This window comes from Acidihalobacter prosperus (assembly GCF_000754095.2).
Lineage (GTDB): Bacteria > Pseudomonadota > Gammaproteobacteria > DSM-5130 > Acidihalobacteraceae > Acidihalobacter > Acidihalobacter prosperus.
Genome location: NZ_JQSG02000003.1, coordinates 454,965 through 468,286, shown reverse-complemented (window position 1 = coordinate 468,286; position 13,322 = coordinate 454,965). Strand labels below are relative to the sequence as shown.

12 protein-coding genes are annotated in these 13,322 nt (G+C 66.3%); 11 read left to right on the top strand and 1 reads right to left on the bottom strand.

Features of this window, described 5'->3' with window-relative positions:
• Positions 1 to 90: 90 nt before the first annotated feature.
• Together argS and THPRO_RS08915 are read left to right on the top strand one after the other, a co-directional pair.
• A complete protein-coding gene (gene argS / locus THPRO_RS08920) occupies positions 91 to 1,851 on the top strand; it encodes an arginine--tRNA ligase (protein WP_065089519.1) in 1,761 nt (586 codons plus the stop codon).
• A 6-nt stretch (positions 1,852 to 1,857) separates the two neighbouring features.
• Positions 1,858 to 2,496, top strand: coding sequence for an SPOR domain-containing protein (locus THPRO_RS08915; RefSeq protein WP_038087984.1), 639 nt, complete (start codon positions 1,858 to 1,860; stop codon positions 2,494 to 2,496).
• 28 nt (positions 2,497 to 2,524) lie between these two features.
• Here THPRO_RS08915 and THPRO_RS08910 read toward each other — a convergent pair whose 3' ends face one another.
• Positions 2,525 to 3,169, bottom strand: a complete 645-nt coding sequence (locus THPRO_RS08910; protein ID WP_065089518.1) for a TetR/AcrR family transcriptional regulator — start codon at positions 3,167 to 3,169, stop codon at positions 2,525 to 2,527.
• A gap of 144 nt (positions 3,170 to 3,313) precedes the next feature.
• On the opposite strand from THPRO_RS08910, the gene THPRO_RS08905 reads away from it, so the two are divergent.
• The 9 genes from THPRO_RS08905 (at position 3,314) to THPRO_RS08870 (ending at position 13,161) form a co-directional block, all read left to right on the top strand.
• On the top strand, positions 3,314 to 3,775 hold the full coding sequence (locus THPRO_RS08905; protein ID WP_038087988.1) for a methyltransferase family protein: 462 nt from the start codon (positions 3,314 to 3,316) through the stop codon (positions 3,773 to 3,775).
• A 61-nt stretch (positions 3,776 to 3,836) separates the two neighbouring features.
• The gene (locus tag THPRO_RS08900; RefSeq protein ID WP_065089517.1) at positions 3,837 to 4,583 is read left to right on the top strand and encodes a hypothetical protein; all 747 of its coding nucleotides are present in this window, start codon (positions 3,837 to 3,839) and stop codon (positions 4,581 to 4,583) included.
• 68 nt (positions 4,584 to 4,651) lie between these two features.
• Positions 4,652 to 5,722: a low-specificity L-threonine aldolase gene (gene ltaE / locus THPRO_RS08895; protein ID WP_038087996.1), complete on the top strand. Its 1,071-nt coding sequence runs from the start codon at positions 4,652 to 4,654 to the stop codon at positions 5,720 to 5,722.
• Positions 5,719 to 6,198, top strand: coding sequence for a GNAT family N-acetyltransferase (locus THPRO_RS08890; RefSeq protein WP_052064129.1), 480 nt, complete (start codon positions 5,719 to 5,721; stop codon positions 6,196 to 6,198). Before ltaE ends, THPRO_RS08890 begins: the two co-directional genes overlap by 4 nt.
• Before the next feature lie 28 nt (positions 6,199 to 6,226).
• Positions 6,227 to 6,592, top strand: coding sequence for a cupin domain-containing protein (locus tag THPRO_RS08885; protein WP_038088000.1), 366 nt, complete (start codon positions 6,227 to 6,229; stop codon positions 6,590 to 6,592).
• 28 nt (positions 6,593 to 6,620) lie between these two features.
• The gene (locus tag THPRO_RS08880) at positions 6,621 to 7,226 is read left to right on the top strand and encodes a DNA-3-methyladenine glycosylase I (RefSeq protein ID WP_038088003.1); all 606 of its coding nucleotides are present in this window, start codon (positions 6,621 to 6,623) and stop codon (positions 7,224 to 7,226) included.
• A gap of 89 nt (positions 7,227 to 7,315) precedes the next feature.
• A complete protein-coding gene (gene hrpA / locus THPRO_RS08875; protein WP_065089516.1) occupies positions 7,316 to 11,212 on the top strand; it encodes an ATP-dependent RNA helicase HrpA in 3,897 nt (1,298 codons plus the stop codon).
• Between the two features lie 171 nt (positions 11,213 to 11,383).
• The gene (locus THPRO_RS16665; protein WP_145930779.1) at positions 11,384 to 12,229 is read left to right on the top strand and encodes a hypothetical protein; all 846 of its coding nucleotides are present in this window, start codon (positions 11,384 to 11,386) and stop codon (positions 12,227 to 12,229) included.
• Between the two features lie 230 nt (positions 12,230 to 12,459).
• Positions 12,460 to 13,161, top strand: coding sequence for a DUF4197 domain-containing protein (locus THPRO_RS08870; protein WP_052064130.1), 702 nt, complete (start codon positions 12,460 to 12,462; stop codon positions 13,159 to 13,161).
• Positions 13,162 to 13,322 lie beyond the last annotated feature (161 nt).

Genomic DNA, 13,322 nt, shown 5'->3' with positions numbered 1-13,322 from the left:
GCACTCATCGGCCGCTGCTCGGGTTTTCTTCTCGCGTCGTGGCGAATTACGTAGAATGACCGCCTTTAACCGCCCTCCGGACGTCTCTTCGTGAAAGCCGAAATTCAAGCCCTGCTGCAATCCGCCCTCGATGCCCTGGTGGCTGCCGGCGAGCTGCCCGCCGACGCCGCCGTCGCGGTGCCCGTCACGCGTACGCGCGACGAGTCGCACGGCGACTTCGCCACCTCCGTGGCCCTGCAGCTCGCCAAGCCGGCGCGACGCAAGCCGCGCGAGATCGCCGAGGCGCTGGTGGCGCGCCTGCCGCAGGATCCGCGCGTGGCGTCGGTGGAGATCGCGGGGCCCGGTTTCGTCAACGTGCGCCTGAGCCGCGCCGCGCGCCTGGGCGTGATCGAGACCGTACTGGAGCAGGGGCCGGACTACGGGCGCGGCGCGCTGGGCGCCGGGCGCCGCGTGCAGGTCGAATTCGTGTCCGCCAACCCGACCGGGCCGCTGCACGTGGGCCACGGCCGCGGCGCGGCCTACGGCGATGCCGTGTCCAATCTGCTGGCCGCCGCCGGATTTGCGGTACAGCGCGAGTATTACGTCAACGACGCCGGGCGGCAGATGAGCATCCTCGCCGCCAGCGTATGGCTGCGCTACCTGGAGCGCTGCGGCGCGCGCCTCGCCTTCCCGGTCAACGGCTACAAGGGCGAATACGTGCGCGAGATCGCCGAGGTGCTCTACGCCGAGGAGGGCGACGCCTGGGCCGCTGATGCGCAGACCGTGTTCGAGGACGTACCGCCGGACGAGCCGGCCGGCGGCGACAAGGAAGCGCATATCGACGCGCTGATCGAACGCGCGCGCGCGCTGCTCGGGGACAACCGCTACCGCTACGTGTTCGAACTGGGCCTCAACCGCATTCTCGACGACATCCGCGACGACCTGCGCGAGTTCGGCGTCGAGTACGACGTCTGGTATTCCGAACGCACGCTGGCCGACCGCGGTCTGGTCAACAAGGCCGTCGAGCGTTTGCGCGAGGCGGGTCGCGTCTACGAACAGGATGGCGCGCTGTGGTTCCGCTCCACCGAGTTCGGCGACGAGAAGGATCGCGTGGTGCAGCGCGACAACGGCCAGACCACCTACTTCGCCTCCGACATCGCCTACCACATGGACAAGCTGGAACGCGGTTTCGACCGCGTGATCAATGTTTGGGGCGCCGACCACCATGGCTATGTGCCGCGGGTGAAGGCCGCGCTGCAGGCGATGGGCGAGGATCCCGCGCGCCTCGACGTGCTGCTTGTGCAGTTCGCCATCCTCTACCGCGGCGGCGAGCGGGTGCAGATGTCCACCCGCTCGGGCTCGTTCGTCACCCTGCGCGAGCTGCGCGACGAGGTGGGCCGCGACGCGGCGCGCTTCTTCTACGTCATGCGCGCCGCCTCGCAGCATTTGGATTTCGACCTGGATCTCGCCAAATCCCAGTCTTCCGACAATCCGGTGTACTACATCCAGTACGCCCATGCGCGGGTCTGCAGCGTGATGCGCCAGCTTGCTGAAAAGGGCTTCGCGCACGACCCGGCCCACGGCGCCGCGCAGGCGCATCGGCTGGAAACCGCGCAGGAAATCGCGCTGATCGGCTTGCTGGCGCGCTACCCTGAACTGATCGAGGATGCCGCGCTCGCTGCCGAGCCGCACCAGATCGCCCAGTTCCTGCGCGATCTGGCCCAGGGCTTCCACGCGTGGTACAACGCCGAGCAGTTCCTGGTGGAGGACGCCGCCCTGCGCGATGCCCGGCTCAATCTCTGTCTGGCGGTTCGCCAGGTGATCCGCAATGGCCTTGAATTGCTCGGGGTCACGGCACCGGAGACAATGTAGCCCGGCATGGCGCAACACGATTACAAACCCAAGAAACGCTCATCGGGCGGCCGCAAGGCCGGCAAGTCGGGTACGCCGGGCTGGGCCTGGCTGGCAGTGGGGCTGGCCATCGGCCTGTTCGCCGGCTTCCTGTTCTATCTCAGCAAGCGCCCGGCACCGCCGCATCAGTCCGTATTCGCGCTGCCACCGGCACCGGCGAAGCATGCGGACAGGCCGGTCGCCAAGCCGAAGGATCAGCCGGGCGCCTCGACCACCTCCGCGCCGGCACCGGCCAAGCCGAAGTTCGATTTCTACACCTTGCTGCCCAAGCTGCAGGTCGACGTGCCCAAGCCGCCGCCCTCGCTGGGCAGGGACCGCGCCGCCAAGCCCGAGACGTCGCCTGCTGCGCCGCCGGAAAAGGTCAGCGCGCCCGGACGCTACCTGCTGCAGGTCGCATCCTTCGGCACCGAGGGGCAGGCCAACGTGCTCAAGGCCAAGCTCGCCTTCCAGGGCATCGTCGCCGCAGTCTCGCCGGCCAAGGTCAAGGATTACACCTGGTATCGCGTCCAGGTCGGCCCGTACAGCAATCTTGCCGAACTCAACGCGATGATCGCCAAGCTCGAAAAACAGCATCTCAAGCCGCTCGTCGTGAAGATGGGCGGCTGAGCGTCACCGCCGCGAGGCCCGACGGACCTCAATCATCCGGCATGACCTTTGCCCGGCAGGCGGCGAGAAACAGCCGTACGTTGTCTTCGACCAGTCGGCGGTCGTGCGCCGCGCCGGGTACGCCCAGCCCCAGCATCGCCTTGATGTGATCCGCGCCCAGAAACAGGGACAGGAACTGGTCCGCCGCCCTTGCCGGGTCGGCCACGACCAGGCTGCCCGCGGCCTGCGCGGCTTGCAGGTATTCGGCCACCTGACGCACCAGCTTTTCCGGGCCCTGCCGGTAGAAGGCACGGCAGGCGTCCGCCTGCCTGCCGGCCTCGGCATACATCGCCCTGAAGGTGCCGAGCACCGGCTCCGAACGCTTGAGCGCCAGAAAACGGCTGCCGATCACGGTCAGCGCGGCCTTCGGGTCGGCGGGGTCGAGCGGGCCGGTCGAAAGCGCATCGAAGACCTGATCGGTGCGCTGGGCGACGACGGCCTCGAACAGCGCCTCCTTGGTCGGGAAGTATCGATAGATCGTGACCTTCGAGACGCCGGAGGCCTGGGCGATGGCATCCATGCCGGCGCGCTCGAAACCATGGGTCAGGAAGAGGTCGGCGGCCGCCTGCAACACCTTGTCGATCCGCTTCGGATCGCGCGGGCGCCCGCGTCTACCGGGTGCTTTTTTATTCATTACTTGACTGTTCAGTAAATATGAATAGAATTCGAATTACGATACAGGCCAGTGTAGTTATTTGGAGCGGGTCCGGGCAAGCCGTCCTCAAAACGGACAGGGTTCCCGATCCCGCCAACGGTGCGACCTGCAGGAGGTGCCGTCATGCTCAAGCTGCGTTTCCCGCCCCCGGTTTACGCGTTCGCCGCCGGTCTGGTCATGCTCGGCCTGCGGCACTACCTGCCGGGTCCTGTCGTATTCCCCGAGCCGCTGGCCGCATGGGGCTGGGCCGGCGTGGCGGGTGGCGGGCTGTTGACCCTGTGGGCGCTGGCCATCTTCGCCGGCGTGCATACCACCCTGAATCCCTACGAGCCGTCGAAGGCGAGCCGGTTTGTCACCCACGGTCCCTTCCGGTTTTCGCGCAACCCCATGTACCTGGGCTACCTGACGATGCTGCTCGGCTGGGCCGTCTGGCTGGATCGGCTCGCGGTGTTCGCCGTCCCTCCTTTGTTTGCGCTGTTCATCACCCTGCGCCAGATCGTGCCGGAGGAGCGTGCGCTGACGTCACTGTTCGGCGAGCCCTATGTGCGTTACAGGCAGCAGGTGAATCGCTGGCTGGGCGGCTGATCCACGAGGCCATTTCGTTATTCCATGTCACTGCCGCACAGGCGGCGAAGGAGTGCTTACGATGTCCATCGACGTGCTGGCTTCAATCGTGCTGACCGCGGGTGCGGCCATCGTGTTGTCGGGTATGGCGGTCGGTTTCGGCGAGGACACCCGGTCGCGCGTGCGCATCGCCGGCTGGCTGGGTCTCTGGTTCGTCCTGGTCGCCGCCATGGCCGCCGGCGGCTGGCTGACTTACCCGCACGGTCTTGGCACGCCCGGCCTCGGAGTCGCCGTATGCCTGCCGGTGATCGTGATGGCGGGTATGGTCTATGGCATGCCCTCTCTGCGTCGCGCGCTGCGCCACGTGCCGTTGTCGTTGCTCGTCGCGCTGCATGGCGTGCGCGTGTTGGGTGTGTTTTTCCTGATTTTGCATGCGGCCGGGCGATTGCCCGCGCCATTCGCGCCGCTGGCGGGATGGGGGGATGTGCTGGCCGGCGCCGCGGCGGTACCGCTTGCGTGGCTTGTCCGCCGCAGCGAGCGGGCGGCGCGCCCTCTGGTCTGGTGCTGGAACGGCTTCGGGATGCTGGATCTGGTGCTGGCGGTCGCATTGGGCGCGGTTTCGGCACCGGGGCCGCTGCAGCTGATCGACGCGGCGCCGGGTACGAGTCTCATGACGGGCCTGCCTTGGCTGCTGGTGCCCGCCTTTCTGGTGCCGCTACTGGCGGCCCTGCATCTGGCGGTGTTCTACCGCCTTTCGACCGGGGAGCAAACGCCGCCGCCGCGCTGGCGCGAAGGCGGAAACCCGGCGCGCACCGGCCATGTCGGGTAGACGGTATGCGTCCGTCCGCGGAGCTGCTACCTTAGCCATCCTGTTCAAGTGCCGGGAGTGGACGTTACATGGATGGCAGCGATCGCGCCTCCGAAACGACCGTCGACCTGCGCAGCGACACGCTGACGCGACCGACGGACAGCATGCGCGAGGCCATGGCGCGCGCCGAGGTCGGCGACGACGTCTACGGCGAGGACCCCACGGTCAACGCCCTGGAAGCGCTCGCAGCCGAGCGTCTGGGCAAGGCCGCCGCGCTGTTCGTGCCCAGCGGGACCATGGGCAACCTGATCTCGGTACTGGCCCAGTGCGGCCGTGGCGACGAAATGATTCTCGGCGCCGACGCGCACATCTTCTATTACGAGCAGGGCGGTGCCGCCGGTTTCGGCGGGGTGCAGCCGCGCACCCTGGCCAATCGCGCGGACGGCACGCTCGATCTGGCCGAGGTCGAGGCCGCCATCCGCGCGGACAACGACCATTATCCGGTCACCCGTCTGATCGCGCTTGAGAACACGCACAACCGCTGCGGCGGCCGCGTGCTGGGCGTGGACTACATGGACGCGGCGGCGGCGCTTGCCCACGCGCGCGGTCTGCGTCTGCACGTGGACGGCGCGCGCATCTGGAATGCAGCGGTGGCGCTGGGCGTCAGCCCCGCCCGGCTGCTGGCAGGCGCGGACAGCGTGTCGGCCTGCCTGAGCAAGGGCCTGTCCGCGCCGGTGGGCTCGGTGGTCGCCGGCGACCGCGATTTCATCCGCCGCGCACGGCGTCTGCGCAAGGCGCTCGGCGGCGGCATGCGTCAGGCCGGCGTGATCGCCGCCGCCGGCATCGTGGCGCTGGAGGAAATGGTCGAACGCCTTGCCGAGGATCACGCCAACGCGCGCCTTCTGGCCAATGGCCTGGCGGCATTGGACGGCGTGCGCATCGATCCGACCGCGGTGCAGACCAATCTCGTGTACTTCGAGCTGGCCCGTCCCGGCCCCGATGCGGGCGATTTCTGTGCCGCGCTGGAACGCCGAGGCGTCCGCATGGGCGCCACCTCCGCGACCGGCGTCCGCGCCGTGATCCATCGTCACGTGCATGCGGCGGCGGTCGATCGCACCCTGGCGGCCGTCGCCGAGACGCTGCGCGCGGCCGCCGCGTGAGCCCCGCCTTCGCCGTCGCGCCCGCAAGGCCGGCCGACGTGGCCGGGATCGCGGCGCTCGTCGGCGAGCTGCTGGACGAAATCATGCGCGCGACCGGCACGGCGGCGTTCGACTTCGATCTCGCCGCGACGCGGGCGCGCCTCGCCGATTTTCTGGCCAGTGGCCGCTACTTCGCGTTCGCGGCGCGCGACGAGACCGGCGCTCTGGCGGGCTTCGTCGCGCTCTATGAGGGCTGCGCGCTTTATGCCGGCGGCGTTTTCGGCACCCTGGCCGAGCTGTACGTCAGACCCGAGTGCCGCAGCCGCGGCCTGGGCCGCCGCCTGCTGGCCGAGGCCCGCACGCTCGGCGCGGCGCGCGGCTGGACCCGCCTGGAGGTGACCACGCCGCCGCTGCCCGAGTTCGCGGCGACGCTGGCCTTCTACGAACGCGAGGGTTTCGCCGTCACCGGCGGGCGCAAGCTCAAGACGGCATTGTGATCGGCCGCTAACGGCCCGGGAGGCGAGCATGGCGGTGGAAAAGGTCAATCTGTCCGAAAAGCTGGGACGCATCACGGAACACTGGAGCCCGCGCATCGCGGCCACGCTCAACGGCCAGCACGTCAAGCTGGTCAAGCTGCTGGGCGAGTTCGTGTGGCACCACCACGACGACGAGGACGAACTGTTCCTGGTCGTTCGCGGCCGGCTCGTCATGCGCCTGCGCGACCGCGAGATCGAGGTGAACGAGGGCGAGTTCGTGGTCGTACCGCGCGGCGTGGAGCACCAGCCGTACGCCGCCGAGGAGGTCGAGGTGCTGCTGTTCGAGCCGGCCGGCACGCTCAATACCGGCAACGTGCGCAGCGCGCATACCGTCGACGCGCCGGCCCCCATCTGATGCCCGCCAGCCACCAGGAGGCAGCGCCATGAGCGAGACGATCCCGGGCCCGGACGGCCGCCCGCGCTGTCGCTGGTGCGAGGCGGCGCCCGAGTTCTTCGACTACCACGACCGCGAATGGGGCTTCCCGGTCGGCGACGACCGCCGCCTGTTCGAGAAGATATGCCTCGAGGGCTTTCAGTCGGGCCTGAGCTGGCGGACCATCCTCGCCAAGCGCGAGAATTTCCGCGCCGCCTTCCACGGCTTCGACTTCGAGCGGGTCGCGCGTTTCACCACGCGCGATGTCGAGCGCCTGCTCGGGGACGCCGGCATCATCCGCCACCGCGGCAAGATCGAGGCGACGATCAACAACGCCCGGCGTGCCTGCGAGATGGTCGAACGCGAGGGGTCGCTGGCCGCCTTCTTCTGGCGCTACGAACCCGACCCGGCGAGCCTGCCGGAGCCGCAGTCGGTGACTACCTCGCCGGAATCCGTGGCGCTGTCCAAGGCGCTGAAAAAGCTCGGCTGGAAGTTCGTCGGCCCGACCACGATGTTCGCCTTCATGCAGGCCATGGGCCTGCTCAACGACCACGCGCGCGGCTGCGCGATCCGCGAAGAGGCCGAGCGCGCACGGGCCGGCTTTGCACGACCCTAGCGGGCGTTGTTCGATTCCGTGAGGGGCGGCTGGCCAGCCGCCCCTCCGCGGGGTAGGCTTGGCCGTTTCGTCAGGTCAGATCGCTCCGAGTGCAGGATTCCGAACGTCTTCGACAGCTTGAGGCTCGCCTCGACGAGGTGGCCGCGCGCGAGCGCGCCGAGTTCGCCAGGCGCCTGGCGGGCCTGGCGCGCCGCGCGCGCGGCGGCCAGCCGGTCGACCGCGGGCTGGCGAAGCTCGAACCCGAGATCGAGGCGGCGCGCGAACGGCTCGCGGCGCGGCGGGCCGCACTACCGGCGCCGACCTATCCCGACGAGTTGCCGGTGGTCGCGCGGCGCGAGGACATCGCCCGCGCCATCGCCGAGCATCAGGTGGTCATCGTGTGCGGCGACACCGGCTCGGGCAAGACCACTCAGCTGCCGAAGATCTGCCTGGAGCTGGGGCGCGGCGCCGCCGGCCTGATCGGCCACACCCAGCCGCGGCGCATCGCCGCGCGCAGCGTGGCCGGGCGCATCGCGGAGGAACTCAGGACCGAGGTCGGGCGCGGCGTCGGCTTCAAGGTGCGCTTCTCGGATCACATCGGCCCCGAGACCTATCTCAAGCTGATGACCGACGGCATCCTGCTCGCCGAGATGCAGCAGGACCGCCTGCTCACCCAGTACGACACGCTGATCATCGACGAGGCCCACGAGCGCAGCCTCAATATCGACTTCCTGCTCGGCTACCTCAAGCGCGTGCTGCCGCAGCGTCCCGACCTCAAGCTGATCGTCACCTCGGCCACCATCGATCCCGAGCGCTTCTCGCGCCACTTCAATGAGGCGCCGATCATCATGGTCGAGGGCCGCACCTATCCCGTTGAGGTGCGCTACCGGCCGCTGGTGACCCTGGAGGACGACGAGGAGGATCGCGACCCGACGCAGGGCATCGTCGAGGCCTGCGCCGAGCTGGCGCGCGAGGGGCCGGGCGACGTGCTGGTGTTCCTGCCCGGCGAGCGCGAGATCCGCGAGGCCGCCGAGGCGCTGCGCAAGCACCATCCGCCGCACACCGAGATCCTGCCGCTGTACGCGCGGCTATCCGCCGCCGAACAGCATCGCGTGTTCGAGGCGCACGGCGGGCGGCGCATCGTGCTCGCCACCAACGTCGCCGAGACCTCGCTCACCGTGCCCGGCATCCGCTACGTGGTCGACGCCGGCACCGCGCGCATCTCGCGCTATTCCTGGCGCGCCAAGCTGCAGCGCCTGCCCATCGAGCCCGTTTCGCAGGCCTCGGCCGACCAGCGCAAGGGCCGCTGCGGGCGCGTCGGGCCGGGCGTGTGCATCCGCCTCTACAGCGAGGAGGATTTCGCCTCCCGTCCGGCGTTCACCGACCCCGAGATCCAGCGTACCAACCTCGCCGCCGTGGTACTGCAGATGGCCGCGCTCGGCCTCGGCGAGGTCGCCGACTTCCCGTTCATCGACCCGCCCGACCCGCGCTTGGTCAGGGACGGCTACCTGCTGCTCGAGGAGCTGCACGCGGTGGACGCCCAGCAGCGCCTCACCGACGTCGGTCGGCGTCTCGCGCGGCTGCCGGTGGACCCGCGCCTCGGCCGCATGCTGCTCGCCGCCGAGCGCGAGGGCGCGCTGCGCGAGGTGCTGGTGATCGTCGCCGCGCTCGCCGTGCAGGACCCGCGTGAACGCCCGGCTGACCGCCAGCAGGCCGCCGACGAGGCGCACAAGCGCTTCCGCGACGAACGTTCCGACTTCCTTGCCTACCTCAGGCTCTGGGAGCACTACCACGAGCAGGCCCGCCATCACTCGAAGTCGCAGCTGCGCAAGCTCTGCCAGCGCGAGTTCCTGTCGTGGATGCGCCTGCGCGAATGGATCGAGACCTGGCGCCAACTGCATGGCCAGCTCAGCGAGATGGGCTTTCGCGAGAACCAGCAGCCGGCCGAGTACGACGCCATCCACCGCGCCCTGCTCGCCGGCCTGCTCGCGCACGTCGGCTTCAAGTCCGAGGACGACCGCGACAAGCACGCCTATCTCGGCACGCGCAACCGCAGGTTCCACATCTTCCCCGGCTCCGGGCTGCACAAGCGCGGGCCCAAGTGGCTGATGGCCGCGGAGATCGCGGAGACCGCGCGCACCTACGCGCGCACCGTCGCCAGCATCAAGCCGGAGTGGATCGAGCAGCTCGGCGCGCATCTCATCAAGCACCACATCTTCGAGCCGCACTGGGAGCAGCGCCCGGCGCGCGTCGGCGCCTTCGACCGGCTCACGCTCTACGGCCTCGTCGTCCAGCCGCGCAAGCGCGTGGACTATGCGCGCACCCATCCCGCCGAGGCGCGCGAGCTGTTCATCCGCCATGCCCTGGTCTACGGCGAATTCCGCAGCCGCGGCGGCTTTCTCGCGCACAACCGCGCGCTGATCGAGGAGGTCGAGGAACTGGAGGCCAAGGCCCGCCGGCCGGACATCCTGGTCGACGAACATGTGCTGTTCGAGTTCTACGATCGCCGCGTGCCGGCCGAGATCAACAACGGCAAGGCCTTCGAGCGCTGGCGCGAGCAGGCCGAGCGCGGCAACCCCAGGCTGCTGTACCTCACGCGCGAGGCGCTGATGCAGCACGGCGCCGACGACATTACGGCCGAGCGCTTCCCGGATCGCCTCGCCGCCGGGCCCGGCCTCGCGCTGCCGCTGCGCTATCGCCTGGAACCGGGCGGCGAGGACGACGGCGTGACCCTCACCGTGCCGCTCGCCGCGCTGCGCCAGATCGACGCGGCACGCTGCGAATGGCTGGTGCCCGGCCTGCTGGAGGACAAGCTCGCGGCACTGATCCGCGGCCTGCCCAAGGCGCTGCGCAAGCACTTCGTGCCCGCGCCGGACTTCGCCCGCGCCTGCGCGCAATCGCTCGCGTTCGGCGAGGGCGGGCTGACCGGCGCGTTGGCGCACCAGCTCCAGCGCATGACCGGCGTCGAGGTGCCGCCGGAGGCCTGGGATACGGCCGCGCTGCCGGACCACCTGCGCATGCGCTTCGAGGTGATCGACGGCAAGGGCAAGACGCTCGCAGCCGGGCGCGATCTCGGCGCGTTGGCCGATACGCTGGAGGGGCGCGTGCAGCAGACCTTCGAGGCCCTGCCGACGCAGACGCTGGAGCGCGACGAGATTACCGCCTGGGATTTCGGCGACCTGCCCGAGAGCGTCGACATCGAGCAGCACGGCCTCGCGCTCAAGGGCTACCCGGCGCTGGTGCGCGAGGGCGACCGGGTCGCGCTACGCATACTGGACAGCGCGGCGAGCGCCGAGCGCGCGCATCGCGAGGGCCTGCTCGGCCTGCTGCGGCTCGTGTTGCGCGAGCCGGTCAAATACCTGCACAAGCAGCTCCCGCACGCGCAGACGATGTGTCTGCACTTCGCCGCCGTCGGCCGCTGCGACGCGCTCAAGGACGACCTCATCGACGCCGTGCTCGAAGATCTGTTCCTCGCCGAGCCGCTGCCGCGCAGCGAGGCCGAGTTCACCGCGCGCGTCGAGGCGGGGCGCAGCGAGATCGTCACCGCTGCCACCCAGCTCGCCGAGCGCATGAGCGATGCGCTCGCCGCCTTTCATCGCATCCGTCAGAGCCTCAAGGGCAACGTCCCGCTGAGCTGGATCGAGGCCGCCGCCGACATCAGCGACCAGCTCGGCCACCTCATCCACCCCGGTTTCATCCGCGACACGCCGGTCGAATACCGCCCACACCTCCCGCGCTACCTCAAGGCCGTCGAGCGCCGCCTGGAACGCCTGAAGCAGCAGCCCGACAAGGACCGCCGCCTGCGCGTGGAAATCGAACCCCTCTGGGCGCGCTGCAAGCAGCGCTGGGGCGACGGCAAAAACGTCAGCGAAGCCCTGCGCGATTTCCGCTGGCAGATCGAGGAACTGCGCGTATCGCTGTTTGCGCAGGAACTGGGCACGCCGCGGCCGGTATCGGTGGCGAGGTTGGAGAAGCGGTGGAAGGAGATGGAAAATATCTCCAGATGAACTTGCTAGCGATCATGTCGCGTAGGTGTTCTATATGAGGGAGTATTTAATGGCAAAAATTTAGAACGGGATAAGTTAAGCGGTCCCAATTCTGATGAACTAGCCATAAGAAATCACGCCGAATACCATGTGGGCGTTATTCTGATCTAGCCAAGCCAATCATTTCTTGTGATGGATAATAAGTTTCCAGATCTTTGGGATAATTTTATTGCGCTCATACGCTCAGAGTTTGAGCGTAATGGCGTTAAATATGCTGATGTGCCTTATGAAAAAATACCCTTTGCTTATCTCAATTGGTTGAGGCGATCCGTATCGCCAAAGCCAAGGCGAATTCTAAAGAGCATGGAGTTTGAGTGTCCTAATGAGCTGGTATCTGGATTAGCTGAGATTGAGCGAATAATTATTTCGGGGGATGCATTGCAGCCGCATATGAGTAAATTTTTAAATAAAGCAAGCTTTAATGATAAATTGCTAAATGATTGGGGGATTTATCACTTGCATCTGGGTTTCGGGGAAAATAAACATGGAAAATCATTATTGTATGCGCGCTTCGATGAATCGAACGCTTATTTTATTAAAATAGTGCCTCGGCATCGCCTTTGGGTCGATAAAGATACAATTCAGATTCTGCACAATAATTGGCCATCCACAATACAACGATACAGGATAGAAGGTGTTGCTTCGGATGGCTTAGGGCATGCTGACGCACAGCATGCCTTTATACGCAAACACAATGCTAATGCTTTTATCTACCTTGATGATGGTGCGGTGTATATGGGGCCGGGTGGTGGATTGTTTTGCTCGGGAGATAGCAGCAGAACATGGAAGATACACGACTACATTTTGATTCAATTTGAAGAGTTTGATAAATGGGTTGAACGGGAAAAAGGTAAGACGATACGGAGCAATCCTAGCTTTACTATGAGTATTACCAGGCGCGGTGGTACGCTATGGTTGGCGGTAATCGAAACTAACATAAATCAGCTTGTTTGGACCTGCGAAGTGAGTTTGGATTGAATAATATTAACCTCGTCATATCCATTTGCCACACATAAACTGTAGATTAGAAGTGTATTACTCGGAAGTTGATGCGCAAGTACTGAATAGTATGACGCGGGTGATTGAATGCTCGGCATGACCCGAAATTAATCTGATAGCAGGTATTTATGGGCTCGCGAAAAAATTCCGCAATAATTCTAAGTTCGATAATCGCAGTGCTTGCGCCTATTTCGCTAGCACGAGCTAGCATGCAGAATGACCTGCTGAACTCGCTCGGGAGTTTTCTGAATGGCTCTGATGCGACCTCATCCGGTACCCTGAGCAATCCGCCGGTTACGGCTCTGACGCACAGCGAAATGTCCCGCGGCATCAAGGAGGCCTTGTCCAAGGGCGTCAACGTGGCGATCGATCGGCTTGGACAGCGGAATGGGTTTCTCGACGATGCGGCGGTGAGAATTCCTTTGCCTCCCAGCCTGGAGCAGGTCGCGAATCTGTTGCGCCAATTCCACCAGCAGGCCTTGGCGGACGAATTCGTGGCGACCATGAATCATGCGGCGGAACAGGCCGTGCCGCAGGCGGCGGAAGTGTTTGCCGGGGCGATCAGGCAGATGACCCTGCGGGACGCGCAGCAGATTCTGCAGGGGCCTGACGATGCGGCCACCGAGTATTTTCGGCGTACCTCGGGCGCCGAGCTGTTTGCGCGTCTGCGGCCGATCATCGCGCGGGCCACGAACAAGGTGGGCGTGACACTGGCGTACAAAGACATGATGGCCCGAGCGGGGCCAATGGCGCAGATGTTCGTGGGCAATACCAACCTGGACGACTACATCACGCAAAAGGCGCTGGATGGCCTGTTCCTGAAAATCGCGTCGGAAGAGAAGGCGATTCGTACGCAACCCGTGGCGCGGACGAGCGCACTGCTGCGAAAGGTCTTCGCCACCGTGCGTTGATGCCGTTGACGCAACCGGAACGTGATGACGTATCGTATGCGACACATGGCAGGCGCGAAATGGGGAACACGGCGCTACTTGGAACATGCAGCGCTGTTCGAAACCGAGCCGGAATCGACCACCGCCTGAGCACCGCCCAAACAAAAGTGCGCAAAAAACTG

Excerpts from the sequence above, each read along its gene's own strand:
- THPRO_RS08915 (WP_038087984.1), top strand. The coding sequence starts at position 1,858 with ATGGCGCAACACGATTACAAACCCAAGAAACGCTCATCGGGCGGCCGC.
- THPRO_RS08910 (WP_065089518.1), bottom strand. The coding sequence starts at position 3,169 with ATGAATAAAAAAGCACCCGGTAGACGCGGGCGCCCGCGCGATCCGAAG.
- THPRO_RS08905 (WP_038087988.1), top strand. The coding sequence starts at position 3,314 with ATGCTCAAGCTGCGTTTCCCGCCCCCGGTTTACGCGTTCGCCGCCGGT.
- THPRO_RS08900 (WP_065089517.1), top strand. The coding sequence starts at position 3,837 with ATGTCCATCGACGTGCTGGCTTCAATCGTGCTGACCGCGGGTGCGGCC.
- ltaE (WP_038087996.1), top strand. The coding sequence starts at position 4,652 with ATGGATGGCAGCGATCGCGCCTCCGAAACGACCGTCGACCTGCGCAGC.
- THPRO_RS08885 (WP_038088000.1), top strand. The coding sequence starts at position 6,227 with ATGGCGGTGGAAAAGGTCAATCTGTCCGAAAAGCTGGGACGCATCACG.
- THPRO_RS08880 (WP_038088003.1), top strand. The coding sequence starts at position 6,621 with ATGAGCGAGACGATCCCGGGCCCGGACGGCCGCCCGCGCTGTCGCTGG.
- THPRO_RS16665 (WP_145930779.1), top strand. The coding sequence starts at position 11,384 with ATGGATAATAAGTTTCCAGATCTTTGGGATAATTTTATTGCGCTCATA.
- THPRO_RS08870 (WP_052064130.1), top strand. The coding sequence starts at position 12,460 with ATGCAGAATGACCTGCTGAACTCGCTCGGGAGTTTTCTGAATGGCTCT.